General features: G+C 55.1%; 16 protein-coding genes and 2 pseudogenes. 5 read left to right on the forward strand and 13 right to left on the reverse strand.

Going from position 1 to position 19,235, the window contains the following annotated elements; genetic code table 11:
* Positions 1 to 15 precede the first annotated feature (15 nt).
* The 5 genes from ACR0FE_RS08665 to ACR0FE_RS08685 all read right to left on the reverse strand — a co-directional run bounded on the left by ACR0FE_RS08665 (position 16) and on the right by ACR0FE_RS08685 (position 5,620).
* Positions 16 to 1,011: an aldo/keto reductase gene (locus ACR0FE_RS08665; protein WP_480912429.1), complete on the reverse strand. Its 996-nt coding sequence runs from the start codon at positions 1,009 to 1,011 to the stop codon at positions 16 to 18.
* On the reverse strand, positions 1,001 to 1,981 hold the full coding sequence (locus tag ACR0FE_RS08670) for a sugar-binding transcriptional regulator (protein WP_480912431.1): 981 nt from the start codon (positions 1,979 to 1,981) through the stop codon (positions 1,001 to 1,003). The genes ACR0FE_RS08665 and ACR0FE_RS08670 overlap by 11 nt, the downstream gene beginning before the upstream one ends.
* Positions 1,981 to 2,976: an ABC transporter permease gene (locus ACR0FE_RS08675; RefSeq protein WP_480912432.1), complete on the reverse strand. Its 996-nt coding sequence runs from the start codon at positions 2,974 to 2,976 to the stop codon at positions 1,981 to 1,983. Before ACR0FE_RS08675 ends, ACR0FE_RS08670 begins: the two co-directional genes overlap by 1 nt.
* 14 nt (positions 2,977 to 2,990) lie before the next feature.
* Entirely contained in the window at positions 2,991 to 4,505 is a 1,515-nt protein-coding gene (locus ACR0FE_RS08680) for a sugar ABC transporter ATP-binding protein (RefSeq protein WP_480912434.1), read from the reverse strand.
* 98 nt (positions 4,506 to 4,603) lie between these two features.
* The gene (locus ACR0FE_RS08685; RefSeq protein ID WP_170612488.1) at positions 4,604 to 5,620 is read right to left on the reverse strand and encodes a substrate-binding domain-containing protein; all 1,017 of its coding nucleotides are present in this window, start codon (positions 5,618 to 5,620) and stop codon (positions 4,604 to 4,606) included.
* Between the two features lie 281 nt (positions 5,621 to 5,901).
* On the opposite strand from ACR0FE_RS08685, the pseudogene ACR0FE_RS08690 reads away from it, so the two are divergent.
* The 3 genes and pseudogenes from ACR0FE_RS08690 to ACR0FE_RS08700 form a co-directional block, all read left to right on the forward strand.
* Positions 5,902 to 6,436 (forward strand): annotated as a pseudogene (locus ACR0FE_RS08690) (transposase); the annotation flags it as partial.
* Positions 6,437 to 6,503: 67 nt separating this feature from the next.
* The gene (locus ACR0FE_RS08695; protein WP_480912435.1) at positions 6,504 to 7,829 is read left to right on the forward strand and encodes a TAXI family TRAP transporter solute-binding subunit; all 1,326 of its coding nucleotides are present in this window, start codon (positions 6,504 to 6,506) and stop codon (positions 7,827 to 7,829) included.
* 443 nt (positions 7,830 to 8,272) lie between these two features.
* On the forward strand, positions 8,273 to 8,848 hold the full coding sequence (locus ACR0FE_RS08700) for a lipid-binding SYLF domain-containing protein (protein ID WP_170612484.1): 576 nt from the start codon (positions 8,273 to 8,275) through the stop codon (positions 8,846 to 8,848).
* Positions 8,849 to 9,026: 178 nt separating this feature from the next.
* Here the strand turns inward: ACR0FE_RS08700 and ACR0FE_RS08705 are convergent, their stop codons facing one another.
* The 4 genes from ACR0FE_RS08705 to ACR0FE_RS08720 form a co-directional block, all read right to left on the reverse strand.
* A complete protein-coding gene (locus ACR0FE_RS08705) occupies positions 9,027 to 9,803 on the reverse strand; it encodes an alpha/beta hydrolase (RefSeq protein WP_480912437.1) in 777 nt (258 codons plus the stop codon).
* 252 nt (positions 9,804 to 10,055) lie between these two features.
* On the reverse strand, positions 10,056 to 10,895 hold the full coding sequence (locus ACR0FE_RS08710; protein WP_480912439.1) for a PhzF family phenazine biosynthesis protein: 840 nt from the start codon (positions 10,893 to 10,895) through the stop codon (positions 10,056 to 10,058).
* A 116-nt stretch (positions 10,896 to 11,011) separates the two neighbouring features.
* A complete protein-coding gene (locus ACR0FE_RS08715; RefSeq protein ID WP_480912441.1) occupies positions 11,012 to 11,974 on the reverse strand; it encodes an alpha/beta fold hydrolase in 963 nt (320 codons plus the stop codon).
* A 13-nt stretch (positions 11,975 to 11,987) separates the two neighbouring features.
* On the reverse strand, positions 11,988 to 12,629 hold the full coding sequence (locus tag ACR0FE_RS08720) for a pyridoxamine 5'-phosphate oxidase family protein (RefSeq protein ID WP_480912442.1): 642 nt from the start codon (positions 12,627 to 12,629) through the stop codon (positions 11,988 to 11,990).
* A gap of 141 nt (positions 12,630 to 12,770) precedes the next feature.
* On the opposite strand from ACR0FE_RS08720, the gene gcvA reads away from it, so the two are divergent.
* Positions 12,771 to 13,706, forward strand: coding sequence for a transcriptional regulator GcvA (gene gcvA / locus ACR0FE_RS08725; protein WP_480912444.1), 936 nt, complete (start codon positions 12,771 to 12,773; stop codon positions 13,704 to 13,706).
* A 300-nt stretch (positions 13,707 to 14,006) separates the two neighbouring features.
* Positions 14,007 to 14,193: pseudogene (locus ACR0FE_RS08730) on the forward strand (IS3 family transposase); the annotation flags it as partial.
* A gap of 140 nt (positions 14,194 to 14,333) precedes the next feature.
* Here ACR0FE_RS08730 and ACR0FE_RS08735 read toward each other — a convergent pair.
* From ACR0FE_RS08735 to ACR0FE_RS08750, 4 genes are all read right to left on the reverse strand, one after another.
* Positions 14,334 to 15,170 (reverse strand): amino acid ABC transporter substrate-binding protein, encoded by an 837-nt coding sequence (locus ACR0FE_RS08735; RefSeq protein ID WP_480912446.1) that lies wholly within the window; start codon positions 15,168 to 15,170, stop codon positions 14,334 to 14,336.
* A 266-nt stretch (positions 15,171 to 15,436) separates the two neighbouring features.
* Entirely contained in the window at positions 15,437 to 16,396 is a 960-nt protein-coding gene (locus tag ACR0FE_RS08740; RefSeq protein ID WP_480912447.1) for a glutaminase, read from the reverse strand.
* The gene (locus ACR0FE_RS08745; protein WP_480490911.1) at positions 16,374 to 17,813 is read right to left on the reverse strand and encodes an alanine/glycine:cation symporter family protein; all 1,440 of its coding nucleotides are present in this window, start codon (positions 17,811 to 17,813) and stop codon (positions 16,374 to 16,376) included. The genes ACR0FE_RS08740 and ACR0FE_RS08745 overlap by 23 nt, the downstream gene beginning before the upstream one ends.
* A 312-nt stretch (positions 17,814 to 18,125) precedes the next feature.
* The coding region (locus ACR0FE_RS08750) for an alpha/beta hydrolase (protein WP_480912449.1) at positions 18,126 to 19,235 on the reverse strand (1,110 nt) is incomplete at its 5' end.

Below are 19,235 nucleotides of genomic sequence, written 5' to 3' on the forward strand. Positions count from 1 at the left end.
GAAGGCTTCGATGGTTCAGCTGTCCAGATCGCTCAGATGCGCGCGGGCTTGGGTGTCGATCTCGGCGATCTCGGCTTCGGTCAGGCGCAGCCGCCCTGCCTTCGCATTCTCGACTGCCTGTGCTGCATCCCGCGCACCGCAAAGTGAGAAGGTGATCCCCGGCTGCTGTACCGTCCATGCGATGACAGTCTGTGCCAGCGTCGCGTCATGCCCTTCGGCAATCGGTGCGATGGTCTCCATCAGGTCCGCCACTTTCTGGCGGTTCGCCATGGAAAAGCGCGGGTTGTCCTTGCGCTGATCATCGCCGGTAAACTCACGATCCGGACCGATCTTGCCGCTGAGCAACCCCAGTGCCAGCGAGGAATAGCTGAGCACGGATACGCCATTCTCACGGCACACTGGCAGCAAAGTGCCTTCGATGTCGCGCTTGACCATCGAGTATTCTTCCTGGATGGCGTCCAACTGCCCCGCGGCCACATAGGCCCGTACCTCGTCGACCGAGGTATTGCTGGCCCCGATCGAGCGAATCTTGCCTTGCTGTTTCAGGGCCTCCAGCGCCTCCATCGTCTCGGCAATGGGTGTGGTCGGGTCCTGCCAGTGGGTGATGTAGTGGTCGATGTAGTCGGTGCCCAGGCGGGTCAGGCTCTGCTCGACCTCATGGATGATCGCGTCCTTGCCCAGATAGCGATGCACCGGCTTGCCGTCATAGTCGAAGAAGTGGTTGCCCTTCTGTGTATGCCAGACCAGCCCGCATTTCGTGGCCAGCACGACCTTGTCGCGCCGACCCTTTAGCGCCTTGCCCACAATGTCTTCAGCGACGCCCTGACCATAAGCGGGGGCCGTGTCGATCAGCGTCACCCCCGCATCGACCGAGGCCTGAATTGCCGCAATGGACTTCGCCTCGTCCGTGCCGCCCCACATCCAGCCACCGATGGCCCATGTGCCCAGCCCGATGACCGATGCTTCGATCCCAGACGTTCCGATTTCCCGTGTCAGCATCTCATGCGACATCCCGTGTTCCTTCCATTTCCTGTATGACTGCGGTCGCTGTATCTTCGTCCAGGATCAGCGAGTTGAGAAACTTTCCGTTCAGCACTGCCTTGATTGGCTGCACTTTCTGCGCCCCTGCACTGACCCCGATCACGCGCGAGCACTGCGCCAGATCGGATGGTGAAACCGACACCAATCGCGAGTTCAGGGCATAGTTCGACACCGACCCGTCGATATGGATGAGATGGGCCAGGAGCTCTCCGATCACGCCCATGCCCACCAACATCTTGCGATCCGCCTCGGGCACAGGGTGCAGGTCGTAATAGCTGGAGCCTTCCGGCTCGATCGATCCGACCCCGACCAGAGCGACATCTGCCCGGCGGGCCAGGTCCAGTACCTCGCGGATCGAGGAGACCTGTTCCAGCATGTCGCGCTGTTCACGGCTTTCGGCGAACAGCGGTGCGTGCAACAGCATGGTTTTGCCGCCCAACCGGTCTGCCATCTGCGTCGCCAGATGGTTAACGTCGGTGTAGTACTTGCCCTGAATACCCCCCGTCAGCGGTACAACGGTCACGTCAAAATCACGCTCGGGTTCCAGCGCCTCGACCGTTGCACTGACGGCCTTGCCGCCGGTGATTGCGATGACATCCCCATTCCGCAGGGTTTCAACCAGATGATTGGCGGCAGCGCGGCCGACCTGTTGCAGGGTCGTCTCGGCGCTGCCGGCGACCGACGGGGTGACGATGGCGTCGCTCAGACCGGTCGACCGGGCCAGATCACGTTCGATATCCATCAACGTCTCGAACGGGCTTTCGATATCGATTTTCACCATGCCCATATTGCGACCCTGCGTGATCAGACGGTTGACCTTCGAGTTCGACAGGTTCAGCGTCCGAGCAATATCGGCCTGCTTCTGACCTTCCAGGTAATGCAGGACCAGAACGGTGTGGATCTGCCGGATCAGTTCGAAGTCTTTCTTCTTGTCCACCATCACCCGCGCCTCTTGTTCAGGTAGTGGTCGATGGTGACAGCCGCCAGCAGGATCGACCCACGGATGATGTCCTGCCAGTAGACCGACACGTCCAGCAGCGCCAGCGAACTGGACACCAGCGACAACAGGATGACGCCGAGGATTGCGCCAAGGATCGACCCCGAGCCGCCATTCAGACTGGCCCCGCCGATCACGGCAGCGGCGATGATGGTCAGTTCCAGCCCCAACCCGAACGTCGGCTGCGCCGAGCCGAACCGGGCCATGTAGATGATGCCCGCCACGCCGCAGAGCGTTGAACACAACGTGGTGGTCAGAAAGATCACCTTCTTCGTGCGGATGCCCGAATAGGCCGCGGCCTTTTGGTTGGAACCGGTATAGAACACCTTCCGGAACATGGTCGTGCGCCGCAGCATGAAATCAAAGGCGATCACGAAGACAAGGAAAATGATGATCACTATCGGGATCGGTCCGACCGATCCCTGTCCGATGAATTTGAATTCGGGCGGCAGGGTATACAGCCCTAGCGGCCGTCCACCGGTGAACAACAGGCAAGCCCCCCGCGCAATTACCATGATCGCCAGCGATACGATGAAATGATGCAGCCCAACGCGGGTTACGAAGAACCCCATGAAGGCCCCGATGGCCGTGCACAGCGCGATCGCCATGGCCGAGGCTACCCACGGGTTCACCCCGCTCAGGAAAAGCCACCCGGCGATCACCATGGCCAGCGCTGTGACCGAACCGACCGACAGGTCGATCCCCCCCGAGATCAGCAGGATTGTCATGCCGATCACCAGCAGTCCGTCCACCGCAAAGGCCATCGACATCGCCCGCATATTGGCCCAGGTCAGGAAATAGGGTGAGGCGAAGGACATGATCAAAAACAACGCCAGAATGATGACAATCAACCCCGTTTCGCGCATTTGAAACAGGCGTTTCAGCGGCGGTATGCTTTCGGCGGTTCCCGCTTGGGTCAGGTTCACCGTGTTGTCCATATTCGTCCCTCCGCTCATGCGACCGAAGCCTGCACTTCCGCAATGGAAGCCAGATGCATGATGTTTTCTTCCGTCATTTCGTCGCCTGTGACCTGCCCGCTGATGCGCCCTTCACGCACAACCAGCACACGGTCGCAGACACCAATCAGTTCGGGCAGTTCCGAAGAAATCACGACGATCCCCACGCCCTCATTCGCGAGGTCACGCAGAATGCGGTGGATTTCAGACTTTGCGCCAACGTCGACACCGCGGGTCGGTTCATCCAGAAAAATCAGACGCGGGTTGACCGAAAGCATCTTGGCAAGCGCCACTTTTTGCTGATTTCCGCCCGAAAGCGAGGACACCGGGTCGCTCAACGATCCGCATTTCAGGTTCAGCTTGCGCCCGAGCGCTTCGGCTTGGCCCGTTTCCGCTGCGGGCTGGATCAGGCCAAGCCCGTTGGCCACCTGTTCAAGCTTCAGGGCCGAGACGTTGGCGGCGATTGGCAGTTCAAGGAAAACCCCATCGCCTTTGCGGTCCTCGGACAGGTACACCATCCCCTTGGCGATACTGTCCTGATAGTTGCGCAACCTGAGTTCTTCGCCATTCAGCCAAACCTGCCCGGACGCATCCCCTTCCAGCTTGCAGATTGCCTTTGCGATCTCGCTGCGGCCCGCACCGATAAGCCCTGCAATGCCCAGGATTTCACCCTTGTTCAGAGTGAACGATATATCGCGGAACCGCGTCGCCTCGGTCAGGTTGCGCACGTCCAGGATCACCTCGTCTGACGGGGTGCCCTGTTTCTTGGGGTACAGGTCATCGATCACCCGTCCGACCATTGCATTCACGACGTCACCGGGCTGTATGTCGGCCACATTCCGCGTGACGATGTGCTGGCCATCCCGGAACACCGAAACCCGGTCGCAATTGTCAAAGATCTCAACCATTCGATGCGAGATATAGATGATGGAAATCCCCTGATCCGCCAGATTGCGCATGATCCCGAACAGTGTCCGAGCCTCGGATTCCGTGAGTGCGGCTGTAGGCTCGTCAAGGATCAGAATGCGGCAATCCAGCGTCAGGGCCTTTGCAATCTCAACCAGTTGCTGGTTGGAGATCGAAAGGTTCTTAACCAGAATCGAAGGATCGATGTCGCTGAGTTGGCGGAACACATCGACCGCATCACGCTCCAGTTTCTTGTAATCCATCAGCCATGACCGGCTGATATTGGTTTTGGCCATGAAGATGTTCTCGGCCACCGACACATCCGGGCACAGAGCGATTTCCTGATGGACAAAGCCGATACCCAGTTGCTGCGCCATCGTGGGTGACGAGATTTTGACCGGCTTGCCATCGAGAACGATCTGGCCGCTGTCCGGTTGCAAAATCCCGTCAATCACGTTCATCAGTGTCGATTTTCCTGCGCCGTTTTCCCCTGCAATCGCGTGGATTTCTCCTTTGCGGAGTTCAAATTCGATCCCCCGCAGTGCTTTGACCGGGCCAAAGGACTTGCTGAGGTTCGATATCCGAAGGATCACATCGTCTTGCATTGCACCACCTGTTCGGGTGTCTCTTTTTTGATTGATGTCCTGAACCGCCCGCGAACTGATTTGGAGCTGCGCGGGCGGCTCGTCGGGGAGCTCTCGGATCAGGCCGGATCACGACCTTCCATGTAGACGTTCAGGTCAAAGCTGTCCGCGTTGTCCTTAGTGATGACTGCAAAGCCATTGTCCACGAACGGTATCTGTACCGGGTTGAAACCGCTGGTCCGCCAATCGTTGAACGGATCGAAAATGTCCGACCGGTTTGCCAGATGCACCGCCATAAAGCCCATGAAGCCCTGTACACCCTGGTTTGGGTTCAGCGACATGTGGATGTTGCCCGCTCGGATGTGTTCCAACGTGGTGGGCGTCACATCCGCGTGCATGATCAGAAGGTCCGAGCCAGCTTCCAGCTTCGCCGCAACAGCACCTTCGGCAGAACCCGCTTCGGGAATCCAGATCGCCGCCACATTCGGATTGGCCTGAATGATCGAGGCTGTCGCGCGGTAGGCCGCATTGCTGTCCTGGTTCGTGGCCTGACGTCCGACCAGTTTCATGTTCGGATAATTGTCTTCCATGTATGCAATCAGCGACGTGACGCGCAGATCGTGGTTTGACTGTCCCGGATTCTCGAGAACCGCGTATTCGGCGCTGTCACCTACTTGTTTGACGATCTCTTCAGCCGCGAACTTCGCCTCGGCATGGTTGTCCGAGGTGATATAGCCGGTGCGCTTTGAGCTTGGGCTGTCGGCGGCAAAGGTGACGATCTCGGTGCCATTGTCGACAGCGCGATTGATCGGCTCGATAAATGGATCGGACTGCATCGGGTGCAACAGAACACCTGCAGGCTGCTTCACCAGATCCTGCTCGAACGAGGCGATCTGCTTGGTGATGTCGTAATCCGGCGTGCCTGAGAACACGGTTTTGCAACCAAACGCCTCGGCAGCCTGTTTGAAGCCCTGGTATACCGGCACCCAATAGGGATGACCCGAGACCATCACGTTCATGATGTATGTCTCATCGGGTTCGCACATGATGCTTTCGGCCTGCGCTGGCGCGGCAGAAGCCCCGGCAACCGCCAACGCGGCGGACGCAATAATACTGTTTGCCTTCTTGATGTTCATTGGTTTCCTCCCTGCAGAATGTTCCTGCGACTGCGGCGCATTGTTCGTTCAGCACCAACTGTGCAAGAAATTTCTATATGTGATGTTTATTGCACACTCCCTGTCTAAGGGTGATGCACCGGTGGCGTCAATAATTTTTGACAAAAATTTTTGTCCTTGAAATTTATTTCGTCACCATACTCTGGATGGCTATCTTTGAAAGGGAACGTAGCGTACCGGACTTCAGTAATTCTCCGCCACTGAAGCGGTCTGCCCGTATTGTTGGAAATGGAGGGTCAAATATGGGTATCAAGCGGCACACACCGGAAGAGATCGTCGGGAAACTACGGCAGGTTGAGGTGCTATGCGGCCAAGGGATGCGACGTGTAGATGCCATTCGCCAAGTGCAAATAACCAAGCAGAAGGACTATCGCTGGCGGAAGTAATATGGCGGTATGGGAACTGACCAACTGAAGGAACTAAAGCGCCTTCAGAAGGAAAATGAGCGTCTGTGCCAGGCAGTGTCCGATCCGACGCTGGATAAATTGAACCTTTCGGAGGTCGAGCGGGCAAACTACTAAGCCCTTAGCGTCGTCGTGCCTGCATTGAACATGTGCGAAGTCAGTTCCACAACTCAGAGCGTGGGCCTGTCGAGGGTTGCGTAAAAACCGTTCGACGCAGCGCACGGTTCCAAGAGGCCGTGCCGTTTAAGACCGGCTGGCTGCCGACATGATCGAACTCACCCGACAATAAGACCGCCACGGTTGTCGCCGGATTGCGGCTTCGCTGAAAGATGCCGGCAGCGGAGTGAACGACAATCGTGTCGAATGTCTATTTGATGACCGACGCCTGATCCACGCGCCTGATTGATACGGGGTGCACGCGCTCAATAATTGACAAACAGTTGCAACAAAACAGATCATCGTCGAGATCTCGTCAACTTCAAAGAAGACCGATGCGACTGTTTTATATCCTACTTGTACCCGTCTTCGTTGTTGTTTTGGTTATTCTTCTTATCAGTAGCCTTGTTCCGCCCGAGAACGTTCGGCTTGCCACTGGGCCAAAAGACGGCGGGTATTGGCGGATTGGCCTCGAGTATCAGTCCAAGCTTGCCAGGGACGACATATCGTTAGAGCTGGTGGAAACTGCTGGTTCCGTCGAGAACATTCAAAGGCTCATTGACGGAGATGTGGACGTTGCCTTTGTGCAGGGCGGCATTCCTCTTCCCAGAGGAGAGAATCTAGAGTCACTCGGGGCTCTCTTCCCTGAACCGCTGGTGATTTTCAGACGTTCCGCCGCGCAAGTTGGCCGATATCCCGGAGATTGGCGCGGGATTCGTTTGGCTGCTGGACAAGTCGGATCAGGCACACGTGCCGCAGCACTGGCACTCATAGAAGCCGCAGGCCTTCAGGACTCGGGCATCGAATTGCAGGAAATTGGGGGATTCGAGGCCATAGACGCGTTGCGTGCTGGCGAGGCGGATGCAGCCTTGTTTGTGTCGCCTCTGGATGCGCCATACCTGACAGAGGCCATAGTCGACCCCAAGCTGGATCTGATCCAAATGGCCTTGATCGACGCCCTGTCTTTTAGATTTGTCAGCGGCCATTCCGTTGTTGTTCCAGCCGGGTCAACCTCTTTGGCCCCGCCGCGACCCGCGCATGATGTCAAAATACTGACTTTGACTGCATCGATGATCGCGACAAACGGGCTGCACCCGGCTGTTGTCGACAGGCTTGTTCATAGCGCAAACAAAATCCACGCAGACCGAACCGTTCTGCGAGCGGCCAAGGAGTTTCCAAACACCAATTCCCCTCCGGCCCCAATTAATGACGTCGCTTGGCACATGATCAACTCTGGGCCCAACATTCTTCACGATATCTTTCCATTTTGGGTTGCGGCCCAGTTTGGTCGGGTGTTGCTTTTTCTCTTGCCGATTTTATTCCTTGCGCCGCTGCTGCGTCTCGTTCCGGCCCTTTACATCTGGTTCCAAAACCGAAGAGTTTGGCGACACTATCAACACATTGCATCGCTGGAAGCAGAAATCGACGACGCTGCGACGGCCGAGGAGATTGAAGCTGTAGCGAAGAAACTCGATGACGTATCTGCGACACTCGCGAATTTGAACTTGCCACTCGCTTACCGGCAGAAGGCCTACGACGCGCGGCTGCACATCGAGCTTATTGCTCAGGAAATCGAACGCCACCGCGCCAATAGGCAACAAGAGCCCTAGTTTTTGTCGTAGTGAACTATCTCGTTTCGCTCCCCGACGTCCGGAGGAAGAACTGCTGGTCGGGTGCACCTCGTGGTTGGGTTGTAAAGTTGCACCGTCAAACGCGCCTCGAACAAAAGCCGGTTCGCCCGCAATTCGGATGTAGGACCTGTTCAAACCTATGTCCGGTTTCCGTATAGCGGTCAGTGGGACGTCAAGGCAGAGGTTTCCGCAGTGCTGACTGGAATTGAGCGTCCGGTTTCAGCCGCTTCTTGGGCATCAGACAGAAGCGCTCAGACGACCGCGTTGAACACAATCCAAACCCAATAGACGTGGAGGAATTCTGAGGAACGCATGTATTGAGTATCTGTCTAGGTGACTCATTTGGGGTCTGGTATTAATACTTCTGTGCAGTTTGCACGCGCAAACCGATTTCTCGGTTCCTGACCTTTAGGGAGGAAAAAATGTACGCATTCAACAATCGTTTGATGGTCGTCTTTGCCAGCTTTTTGTTTGTCTTTGCCTTTGCGAATACGGCATCCGCTAAATTCACGGCAGAAGACGCTGCAAAGCTCGACGCTGAAGCAGACGCAACTTTAGCCCAGTTCAAAGCCGATGCAAAAGGTGCCGACGAGGTGCTGGCGAGTGCCAAGGGTGTTTTGGTTTGTCCGAGCATCACCAAAGCCGGCCTTGGTTTTGGCGCCGAAGGCGGTCGATGTGTGCTGGTCACCGGAGCCAATGAAAAGCTGTACTACAACACCTTCGGCGTAAAGGGAGGGTTCATCGCCGGAATACAGTCTCATTCCATGATTTTGGCGCTGAATACAGACGACGCGTTGGCAAAGTTCACCAGCAATGACCGCGAGTGGGAATTGGGTGTGGATGCATCAGTGGCCGTCGCCAAAGTCGGCGCTGGAGGCGACTTGGATACCACTAACCTCAAAAGCGATATTGTATCCTTCATTTTTGGCCAAAAGGGTTTGATGGCCGATGTGAGCTGGAAAGGGTCTCGTTTCAAAAAAATCGAAATCGAACAATAATTCGGAACGTAATAAACGAAGTTTCGCGGAACCCAAAATAAATCTGAGTTCCGCGAAAACTTGTTGGTGCCGAGCATTCAAAAACTGGGAGGTCGGGTTCGATTCTTCGCAAGGACATCAGGGGCTTTCTCAGAGCCACACTTGACGGCTGCAACGTGTCTCGTCCAAGGAAGTGTCTTCAGACTGCCCGTTCAAGCCATTCCAGCGTCTTCCGGGCTGTCTGGGGCCATGTTTCGTCGAACTGTAGGTAGTGACAAGCCCTCTCTGCGATCAGAAAATCTGCAGTTTCATATAGGGAAGCCATGTTCCTTGCCGTGCTTGTCGCAACTGCCTTGTCTTCGGTTCCCGAAACAAATAGCAAAGGACAGGTTACCTTTTCAGGATCGATCAGGGTCGTCTGGCGCGCATCGAACATCCAGAAGACAAGTTCAAACAGCACGCGACCGGACTCGGTGCCAAGACGTGCGTGAATGTCGCGCTGTAGATCGTCCGGCAGTGTATTCAGACCGTATTTTGAAAGAAGATCTAAGTCCTGTCCAAGCGCGTGTTCCCAGAAAGCACCGGACGAAATGAAAAGTTTCCCCAGATCACGTTCTCCGTCAGTCGTTGCCAAAACACCGTTCATCACGCTGCTGTTGAGAAGAACGCCAGCTTTCACCGCGCGTTCAGCCGCCAACAGTTGTGCAACGACGCCGCCAAGGGAGTGACCTACGACAACCGGAGCCTCGCCGATTTCTTTGATGAACTGCCTCGCGTCATCTACGTAATCCGCGATACTCAACCCGACCAGTTTGTTATCGCGCTCTGGACCGGTTGGAAGGTCATGATAGCGGTAGGTCATGCTGTGGCAGGCATATCCCGATGCCTCATAGGACGTACGAACATTCTCCATCGTCCACGCGGCCGCGTTTGTACCTGTCAATAGAAGTACCGGAGGCCTGTCTTTTTTCGGCATTCAATATCTCCACGGATGACTTTTAGAAGACGGACGCAATGCCGTCGGATGGCCCATTTAGATTTTGCCAGATCTAATTTGGCGGCAAGGTGCCTTGATCCTTTACGTTTGCAAGGCGGACCCAGGGCAAGTTTAACCGAACAACCGCTGTGCGGACAAAGCCGTTTTGTCATCAGCTTGGGCGGCTTTTTCGGGAAGCCCGCGATGTTTGAGGGTAGCGCCCTGGGAGGCCTGAAGGCTTGGGCTGTGCTATCATTTCAAGAACCGGGTCCTCCCCGAGACTCGAATTCCTTCACCAGGCGTGGCGCTTATGATTGAATGAAGCAATGACCTTGCTCCCATGTCCTCGCCCTGCACGATTTCGATCTCGCCGTCATGAGGCCAGCCGATATCCCGAAGGTACCCCGACAGCGCAGCGGCGGCGGCCCCTGTCGCAGGATCTTCGAACACGCCACCGATTGCGAATGCATTGCGGCTGTGAAAACGGCGCGGCGTTTCCGACCAAATAAGGTTGATCGTGGTCAGATCATACTGCCGCATCAACCGCGCCCCCTCGGCCAAATCATAAGACATCTTTGCAAGCGTGCGCCTGTCTCGAAGCGCAATTAGCAAATGGTTGTTTCCCGCGTTGGCGAGCGCGGAAGGAAGGGCGGGGTCAAGATCAGTCTCTTTGAGATCGAATAGACAAAGCGCAGCCTTCACTAGGGCCGGATCCGCCGCGGCGCTACGGGTGGCGGGCGATGTCAGAGTGGTGCTTCCGTCAGCATTTGTTTCGACGGTTATGCGGCCCGCGTTCATGTTGAGCTGTATCAAGCCCTGCCCATTGTGCTCGGCCAGCACGCTACCCAGTGCAATCGTGGCATGCCCGCAAAAAGCCACCTCTTCTTCCGGGGAGAAGAACCGCACCCGCCAACCGTCATTCTGAGGTGCGGCAAATACAGTTTCAGAATAACCGATTTCCTTTGCAAGACGTTGCATCTCGGACTCGGAGGGAAGCGATTCTCCGACCACGACACCCGCGGGATTGCCACCTTCGGAGCCATCGGAGAAGGCCGCAACACGGAAAACATGCTGGTTCGTTTTATCTTTCATGATCTTGGTCCTTTTCTGCCGTTGCAGCCTTGGAACAGTCAGCCAGGAGCCGCGAAGCCAATTCTGCTCGTGCGCATTGAAACCCCGGCGTAGTGACACGCCAGGGCCGGTTACGGTCATTCATTGATGCGTGCGAGGAAATCTTGCATCTCGACGGCAATGACATCGCCATATTCCTCGAGAGCGAAGTGCCCTGTATCAAGCAGATGGAACTCCACGTCATCTAGATCAGCCTTGTAGGGGTGGGCACCTTCAGCCGGGAAGATGTGGTCGTTCTTTCCCCATACAACCAGCGCCGGAGGCTGATGCTCTCTGAACAGGGCCTGCCACTTTGGGTATTCCGCGACGTTGGCACCGTAGTCCAAGAACATCTCAAGCTGGATTTCTTGGTTTCCTGGGCGGTCAAGCAGATACTGGACGTGCCAGAAGTTGTCGGGATTTACCGTCGAGACGTCGCCAACACCATGGGTAAATTGCCATTTGGTAGCATCAAGGGTCAGGAAGCCGCGCAATGCATCGCCGTTCTCGGCGCTTGGGTCGGCCCAATACGTCTTGATTGGGTCCCAGAACTCGCGCAATCCCTCTTCGTAAGCATTGCCGTTCTGAATGATAAAGCCGGTAACACGTTCGGGGTGTTCGGCAAACATCCGGTAGCCGATGGGCGCGCCGTAATCCATCAGATAGACGGCGTAGCTATCGACCCCTTTTGCGTCGATCAAACGCGTGACTGTGTTTGCTGCATTGGCAAAGCTATAGTCATAACTTTCGGCGGAAGGCATGTCCGAAGCACCGAAGCCAAGATAGTCTGGAGCAACCACGTGGTACTCTTCAGCCAAGATCGGGATCAGTTCGCGGAACATGTGCGATGAAGTGGGAAAGCCGTGAAGAAGCAGGACTGTAGGGTTCGAGGGGTCTCCGGCCTCGCGATATGCAATGGTGTGCCCGTCGATATCCATCGACTTCATGTTGACGGCAAATGGGCTTTCAGCCGCGATAGCATTGTTGGGCAGGGCCGCTGGCAAAAGTGTTGTAGCAGCAAGAAGCGCCGCAAGTGCGGGAGGGTGCAACCGTTGTGTCATTGATCAGTTCCTTTCAGGGTTTGGTTGGAGAGCCGGGCGCTTTGAAAGCACGCATGGCAATGGATTCGGCCCTCAGGGCCTCGTTTTCACGGCGCAACGCCGCAATCTCTTCATGTGCCTCATCAACCGTGAGGCGACGCGGTATGTGGTTGGGGCAATTCCAGTCGAAGGCCTCAACGGTGATAAGGACTGCGCGCTCGGGACGCGCCGGATAGGATTGGTCGTGAAACTGACCCAGAACTTCGGGATTGTCGGCGCCTTCAATCAGGCGAGCACGTCCCCAGATTTTCAGTCGGCGGCGGTTGGGGTAGTCCATTAGGATCATCGATAACCGATCGTTGCCCGATAGGTTCCCGGTGCTGATGTACTGTCGGTTTCCGAGGAAGTCGGCGTAGCCGAGCGTTTGTGATGACAGCACCTTCAGAAAGCCGGTCGGGCCGCCGCGGAATTGGACGTATGGCCACCCAGTTTGGGACACCGAAGCCTGATAAAACCCGTCTCGTTCGGCGATGAAGCGGACCTCTTGGGGGCCGAGCTCATCGGGGTATGCCACGTCGTTGGCCAAGAATTTGCTGTATGTCTCCGCCGAACCCATTCGTGACTGCTGAAAGCGGACAGCGGGCGTAAAGGCGATGGTCGCGAAGGCTCGTGCCATAGCGTTTTCCTTTCGGACGTTAGTTAGTTTTTTTAAGTGATCCGCCCGAGTGGGCCGTTTGTAGTGTCAAATTTGTGCGCCCCTGGGCGGTTTGACAAACGACTATATCTATCGCAGGATTAGAAAAACTTAGCCAAAGATATGATCCGGAAAAACTATCCCCTCAACGCGCTTCGCGCCTTTGAAGCCGCCGCACGCCATCTCAGTTTTGTCGCAGCAGCCGAAGAGTTGTCAGTGACGCCGGCCGCGATCAGTCACCAGATTAAGAAATTGGAAGGGTTTCTCGGTGTTTCTCTTTTTCGACGGCGAGCGCGAGGCCTGGTCCTTGTCGAGGCGGGGCAGCTCTTGGCCAAGGAGCTGCAAACAGTGTTTGCAAACCTCGATCAGGCGATGGAGCATGTGGCAGAAGCGGACAAGGGGGGCTCGTTGGCGTTGACCGTGGCGCCTACATTTGCCGCCATGTGGTTGATCCCAAGGCTGCAGAAATTCTATTCTCAGCATCCCGATATCGACGTGCGGATTTCGACGAGCCTTGGTCTTGTCGATTTCCAGCGCGACGATTTTGACGCCGCCATTCGGCTTGGGCATGGAGAATGGCCCGGTCTTGAAGCCATCAAGCTTTTTGATGAATCCGTCATCCCGATGTGCAGCCCGCGCCTGCTGGAAGGGCCAAATGCGATCAGAACGCCGTCTGATCTGAGGAAACATGTTCTGCTTCACAATCATTCGATGGACTTTGATCCCAACGCGCCAACTTGGCAGACTTGGCTGGACACCAGCGGTACGCAAGACGTGGACGCCTCGCGTGGGATGCATTTCAGCCTTCCGGATCATGGGCTGCAAGCCGCCATCGATGGCGCTGGCGTTGTTCTGGGTTGGCGGTTTCTTTCTGCAAAAGATGTCCAGGCCGGGCGCGTGGTTGAACTTTTTGATCTGGCAATTCCTCTCGGGTCCACATTTCACCTTGTTTATCCAGAGGCGCATTCTCGACGTCCAAATATTGCCGCGCTTCGCGATTGGATGTTGCGAGAGCTCAAAGACCCCGAAATGGAAAGCGTGAGTTCGAGCAGATCTTAGAGCTTCCTTTTGCTGCGAATGGCTGGGATGCAGGCGACGAGGGCAGTATTGCGAGAACGCGGCAAATGTCAGTCTTCCGCCGTTCCTAACCACTACTGCGCAATTCAGCTTAGTCGCCTTTGGTCAAATGCTAACCAATGGCAAGAACGAGACTTAATTAACACCAGATTAACCAAGGCTAACCGCCTCTAACACATCGACGTGCACGCTGTAGCGCGAAAACACGCAAAGGGTCGCATTGGCAACTCCCAGTGTCTCCTGGAAAACGGAGACGTCGGTATCATGGTGGCTTGTCTGCCGGGGCAGCATCGTTCGACACTACGGTATCAGCCGCGTGCAAGGGAAGACGAAGTTCGTCTCGTAGCTGACAAGATCGCACTGTCGCGGCAATACGGCAGCTACGGTTACCGTAGCGTTGCTGTTCTGCTGAGAGATGCGGGCTGGCAGGTCATTGTCGATCGTTTAGAACATATGGACACGGGAGGGATGAGGGTGTCTCGCGTACCAGTCGCGCTCGAACCTAATCGGCCGGTCGTTAGTAGTTCCTAAATGACCGCTGCGCGGGCAAACCGGCCTCCATTGCAATGGCCAATTAAATCGCAACAAACATGTTCCACGTGATGCGTTTCAAGGATTAGTAGGCGCAATAACATACAGAGCTTTTAAAGCTTCGCTGGGCTCGATCCCTGGCAACGCGGTGCGAAAAATCTCTTCCATAGTGCCCCGGGCATACATTTCGGACAGAATAGTATCAACGATCAGTCGAAAGTCATCATCGCCCCTCGCGATGGCTAACCCTTGCTTTTCTATCGTCAGAATTTCTTGGGATAACTTGAATTTGCCTTTCAATCCCGCAGCAATATAGTTGACTAGCAAAATCGACTGATCTGCAAAATACGCGTCGATTTTACCGTCTCGGAGCGCCTTGATTCCGTCTGGATGTGAAGCAAAACGAACCATCCTGGCGTCGATGCCTGCGGCATCAAATGTATTCTGTACGGAGGCTTCAGTTGTTGTGCTGCTTCTCATGCCAACCTTTTTCCCCGCGAGTGCGCTCATGGTGCCCTCAGCCTCGATTGGTAACAATATGGAAGTACCATCAACAAAGGTAGGGATTGAGAAATCAACAATTTCGCGACGAGAAAGCGTGATAGTCGCTGCCCCGCAAAGTATATCTATCTCTCCGGAGGCAACTTTGTCGAAACGATCCTTGGAGTCGACCGGAATGAACTGAACGTTTAAGTCCTTTAGATCCAGTTTCTTCGCAACAGCCTGCGCTACTTGATCGCAAATTAATGGTGACAGACCAAACGGCCGACCTTGGTCGTTAACGTAAGACAATGGAGCAGCATCTGTTCGAAAACCAAATCGGATTTCGTTATTATTTGTTATTCTTTCGATTGTCTGAGCAACTGCGCCGGTTGTGAATAGAACCGAAACAATAAGTACTGAAAGCAAGCGCATGGGTTTTCCTTCTTTAGCCGGGGCACGCTTTGAAATTTGCCTGCCTTTAGTTACGCAATACCGCCACCTACAAATCCAAGCAGCACAAATGTGACGTGTTTCGTTCCTAGGCGAGGACTGTGTAACCACCTTGCAGTATTTCTCTGCGAAAAGAACGTGGCAGAATTGAACTTGGAAATTGGGAGACAGGTTTCACTTCCCTGGTGTTCATTGTCGGTCATTGAAGCAAAATTCAATTCACTTGAACCCAGTTCACCCAACTTCGGTTACGCACTTGGTCCGAAGATAGACCACCCTGTCGCGCGGACCAACTCTTGAAATGCGATGGTTGCCAAATGAGAATTGCCCTTTGGATCGAGCCCAGGGCTCCAGGCGACTACAGATGCGATACCAGGTACAATGCACAAGATGCCGCCGCCTACGCCGCTTTTCGCTGGAAGGCCAACACGGAAGGCGAACTCACCCGAAGCATCGTATGATCCACACATCATCATCAGTGCAGTAACTCTTCTTGCTCGTTGCGCCGACAATACTGCAGAGCCGTTGGCCGGATTTTGACCCGCTGCGGCAAGAAATCGACCTGCCAAAGCCAGCTGTTCACAAGACATGGCGATGCTACACTGGCGAAAGTACAGAGACAGAACATCCTCTACCGGCGCCTTAAGATTCCCTTCCGCCTGCATAAAATGGGCAAGCGCACGGTTTCTGGATCCAGTTCGCATCTCAGATTCCGCAACTGACGCATCGACCTCAATCGACTCGTCCTCTGAAAGCTCTCGGCACAACTTCAATAGGTCGTTGATGGCCTCGTCAGAAGAGCGGTCTTCGAGCAGAACATCGGCCACTACGATCGCACCGGGGTTGATAAACGGGTTCCTTGGGATTCCGCGCTCGTGTTCTAGCTGAACGATGGAATTGAATGGATCGCCGGATGGTTCCCGGCCAACTCTTTGCCACAAAGTGGCGCCAACCCGTTGCAGCGCCACTGTAAGCGAGAACATTTTTGAGATGCTCTGAATCGAAAAGAGTTTGCCAGCATCTCCAGCGGACACTAACGCACCGTTGACGGGTGCAACGGCAATGCCGAATTGGTTCAGATCGACTGTGGCGAGTTCTGGAATATACTGCGCGACTTTCCCCCTGTCAGACATGCCGGCTATGCGATCTGCAATATCGTCCAAGACTTCCTGAAGCTTTTCGCTGTCAGTGTTTTTGAGTTTCGGCATGAATCTCCTCCGTCCAGACAGTGTGATCTACACCTTTACTAAGCTCGGGAAATTTGCTGGCAACAAAGCGAGGCTCAAGGTTCTGCCGGCGTTGCGAGAAATAGTCTACCGTCAGTTTATAGACGGTGCCGGACAGTAGCAGTATCGCAACCAAATTGATGGTTGCCATTATTCCCATGGCCGCATCCGCGAAATTGAAGACTGTGGCAACAGCTTGCACAGCGCCCCAGACAACCATTGCGAGGCAGCCCAATCGCAGGACGTAAATTGGCAGCTTCCCTTCCAATTTTAGGAACGTCATCGCGTTTTCGGCATATGAGTAATTACCCAGGATGGATGTGAAACCAAAAAAGACGATAGCAACCGCGATAAAGTGGCGGCCGATTTCACCAAGATGGACCGCGGCCGCGTCTTGAGTAAGTCGCATTCCGGTAGGCCCATCAATTTCGATTGCGCCTGATAGAAGAATTAGCAATGCAGTGGCCGTTGCGACCAAAATCGTATCCACGAAACACCCAAATGCCTGAACGAATCCTTGGCTGGAAGGGTGGTGAGGATCAGGTGTGGCGACTGCTGCAATGTTTGGTGCTGAACCCATGCCCGCTTCGTTTGAGAAAAGCCCCCGTTTGATGCCGTTAAGTGCTGCAGCCATGACACCTCCTGTCACGCCTCCGGCAGCTTCCTGAAGGCCAAATGCCCCGGCAACAATCGACCACAACATAGCGGGTACTTCGGAAATGTTCAGGACTACGACAACACAGGCAAGCAAGAGGTAGAGACCCGCCATAAGCGGTACGACAATCTCTGCAAACTTTGCGATGGTTCTTATTCCACCGAATATTACTACCGCTGCGGCTGCAGCAAGCGCTATGCCAACGACCAACTTGTTCAGCCCGAACGCGCCCTCGAAAGCCTCGGCAATCGAGTTGGATTGGACGGCGACAAAAACCAAACCAAAGCTGACAATCAGGCAGATCGAGAAAACGACTCCAGCCCAAGGCGCATTCAATGCGTTGGCCATGTAGAACGCGGGACCTCCCCTGAACCTTCCGTTGGACGATGTGACTTTATAGAGTTGGGCCAAAGTACTTTCAGAATAAGCCGTGGCCATTCCAACCAATGCCACGATCCACATCCAAAAGATGGCGCCTGGACCTCCCAAGGTCAGGGCCACGGCTACGCCAGCCAGGTTACCAGTACCGACACGTGAAGCCAGGCTCACTGTCAGGGCTTGAAAAGGAGTAATACCTCTTTTGTCCGTGCTCTTTGCAGAAGTGAGCACGCGCACCATTTCCCCAAAATGGAGAAACTGAAGTGCGCCAAGACGAATTGTAAAAAAGATACCGGTCGCAAGAAGTCCGTAAATCAATACGTAGTTCCAAAGAACCGTGTTTATGCCGTTGACCAATATTTCCATTGCGCGCCTCTTGAGAATTCAAACACTTCCCGGAAGGCAATAATAGTGTGCCTGTTTTCCATCATGCACGAAGATGCGGCAATTGTCAGGAATATGCTGCGCAGTCTCCCGGCGGTTGGCGCGCGGATCATTGAAGTTGAGCCACAAACTTATGACGACGTAGCCAGTGGTTAGTCCGCCTGGCAGTCGCTCACACCAAGTGCAGCGGACGGCCGCTTCGGGTCGGCGTGACAGATGCTGCGCGTCGTACCAATGTCTGCTTACTTGTAGGAGAAGGTGGAGGTCATATTGCTACGACCTCCACTAATAAGTTTAAGCGTTGAAGAACTCAGCCACGGCGTCAGTCGATGCTTTCACTGCCTCAGGCTTGTAATAGAAATCCACGTGGCTGAACTCATCAAAGGCCAGCTCTTTGTGCTCGTTGGTCAGCTTCTCGACGAATGCGGTCGAGCAGATCGCGGTGAAAGCCGACTTGCTGTAAATGGTCAGCGAAGGCTGCACGATCTTGTCGGCATAGTGCTCGCCGATGGAGATCAGCGATTGCATGCCCTGGTCACCGATATGCGCGTTGGTGAATGTCGGAACTGCCACCGGGCCTTTGACGCCGTCACGGCCGTAATAGTCATAGGTTTCTTCGGCCATCGGGTTCACATCGGACCCAACGAATTCTTCGCGGGACTGGCTATCATCCAGGCCAATCGTGTTCACGTAGTCGGGCTCACCGGTTTCATACATTTTCTGCATGGAGGCGTTTGCCGCCGCGATCTGAGCATTGACCAAGTCGCGGTCGGTCCACTGGAACGGATCCGCTGCCATCATGCCCGAAACCATGGCGATTTTCTTGATGCGGTGGTCGGTCACGGCGGCAGAGGCGATGATCGAGCCGCCCTGGCAGACGCCCAGGCCGTGGATTTCTTCGACGAAAGGCAGCGTGCCGAGGTAGGAGACCGCGTCCCAGGTATTTTCGATAAGGCGGAACATGTAACGCGACTGCTTGTGCTCGCCCGGAAGTGCCGGGGAAGAGCCCATGCCGATGTAGTCGAAACCAAGGTAAATAAAGCCGCGCGCCGCCATTTCCGGGCCGTAGGTCGCGGGGATCTGGTCCTTGACTTGCGGGAAGGGGCTGGCACCAACAATCGCCTTGTACTTCTTTGCCGGATCGAAGTCCTCGGGCAGATACAGATCGCCCACCAGATCGAGGCCGAAGGATTTGAAGGTGACGGGGTTTGTGCCGGGTTTGAAGGACATTTCAGAGTCTCTTGCGTTGATGGGAAGTGATGTCTGTTTTGCGGTTGCGCCCCAGCCCACAAGAGACATCAGGGAGGCAATCGGCTCTGTTGCACAAATCGGCTGAACGCCGAGGTTCCCCTTTCCCCGAACGGACTTATCCCACAGCTCCCGTGACGGGTATGCCGAGCGCGG

The organism is Ruegeria sp. K7 (assembly GCF_056531785.1).